Here is a 1,033-nt window from a genome sequence, read left to right as displayed (position 1 = left end):
TTCTCACCCCCTTTATCGTTACTTATACCTACATTTGCGTTTCCACACGCTCCAGAGAAGCTCACGCTTCGCCTTCAACGCTGAGTGGAATGCTCCCCTACCGATGTATTAAAACATCCCACGGCTTCGGTAAATCGCTTAATGCCCGATTATTATCCACGCCAAACTCCTCGACTAGTGAGCTGTTACGCACTCTTTAAATGAATGGCTGCTTCCAAGCCAACATCCTAGCTGTCTTAGCAATCTGACTTCGTTAGTTCAACTTAGCGATTATTTGGGGACCTTAGCCGGTGGTCCGGATTCTTCTCCTTTAGGACATGGACCTTAGCACCCATGCCCTCACTCCCGGGATATGACTAATGAGCATTCGGAGTTTGTCAAGACTTGATAGGCGGCGAAGCCCTCGCATCTTATCAGTCGCTCTACCTCTCATTAGAAAAAAACCCGAGGCTGCACCTAAATGCATTTCGGGGAGTACGAGCTATCTCCAAGTTTGATTAGCCTTTCACCCCCACCCTCAGCTCATCCGGAAGCTTTTCAACGCTTATCGGTTCGGTCCTCCAGTCAGTGTTACCTGACCTTCAACCTGGCCAAGGGTAGATCACTTGGTTTCGCGTCTACTCATTCCGACTAACCGCCCTGTTAAGACTCGCTTTCGCTTCGGATCCGGGAATCAATTCCCTTAACCTCGCCGGAAAAAGTAACTCGTAGGTTCATTATGCAAAAGGCACGCCGTCACACAACAAAAATGTGCTCCGACCGCTTGTAGGCGCATGGTTTCAGGGACTATTTCACTCCTCTGTTCGAGGTGCTTTTCACCTTTCCCTCACGGTACTGGTTCACTATCGGTCTCTCGGGAGTATTTAGCCTTACCGGATGGGCCCGGCAGATTCACGCAGGATTTCTCGTGTCCCGCGCTACTCAGGATACCACTAGGCTTCATCTGGCTTCATATACGCAACTATCATGCTCTATGGTTGAACTTTCCAGAACATTCTATTCACCAAACATCATGCCAAAACGTGGTCCTACA

1 rRNA gene is annotated in these 1,033 nt (G+C 49.2%); it reads right to left on the bottom strand.

What is annotated here, in order from left to right:
* Nucleotides 1-1,033 (bottom strand): 23S ribosomal RNA (locus tag C234_RS0112930); the annotation flags it as partial.

Source organism: Bacteroides pyogenes DSM 20611 = JCM 6294, assembly GCF_000428105.1.
In the GTDB taxonomy this organism is placed as follows: domain Bacteria; phylum Bacteroidota; class Bacteroidia; order Bacteroidales; family Bacteroidaceae; genus Bacteroides; species Bacteroides pyogenes.
The sequence above is the reverse complement of the archived record's forward strand: the minus strand, read 5'-3'. Positions and strand labels throughout refer to the sequence as shown.